Source organism: Paraburkholderia sp. J12 (genome assembly GCF_905220215.1).
Lineage (GTDB): Bacteria > Pseudomonadota > Gammaproteobacteria > Burkholderiales > Burkholderiaceae > Paraburkholderia.
On the sequence record NZ_CAJMZC010000055.1, the window covers coordinates 1 to 431 of the forward strand.

The 431-nt window shown below is 65.2% G+C and carries 1 pseudogene; it reads left to right on the top strand.

The window, feature by feature from the left end:
• Positions 1-431: pseudogene (locus U5760_RS31575) on the top strand (urocanate hydratase); the annotation flags it as partial.

Genomic DNA, 431 nt, shown 5'->3' on the forward strand with positions numbered 1-431 from the left:
CCGCGAAGCAGTCGATGGCCCAGCAGGTGCGCGCGATGCTCGCGCTGCAGGAACGGGGGGCAGCCACGCTCGATTACGGCAACAACATCCGCCAGATGGCGCTGGAAATGGGCGTCGAGAACGCCTTCGATTTCCCGGGCTTCGTGCCGGCCTATATCCGGCCGCTCTTCTGCGAAGGCAAGGGGCCGTTCCGCTGGGTGGCGCTCTCGGGCGATCCCGAGGACATCTACAAGACCGACGCGAAGGTGAAGGAGCTGATCCCCGACGATCCGCACCTGCACAACTGGCTGGACATGGCGCGCGAACGCATTGCGTTCCAGGGGCTGCCGGCGCGGATCTGCTGGGTGGGGGTGAAGGATCGCTATCGTCTGGGTCAGGCGTTCAACGAGATGGTGAAGAACGGCGAGCTCAAGGCGCCGATCGTGATCGGC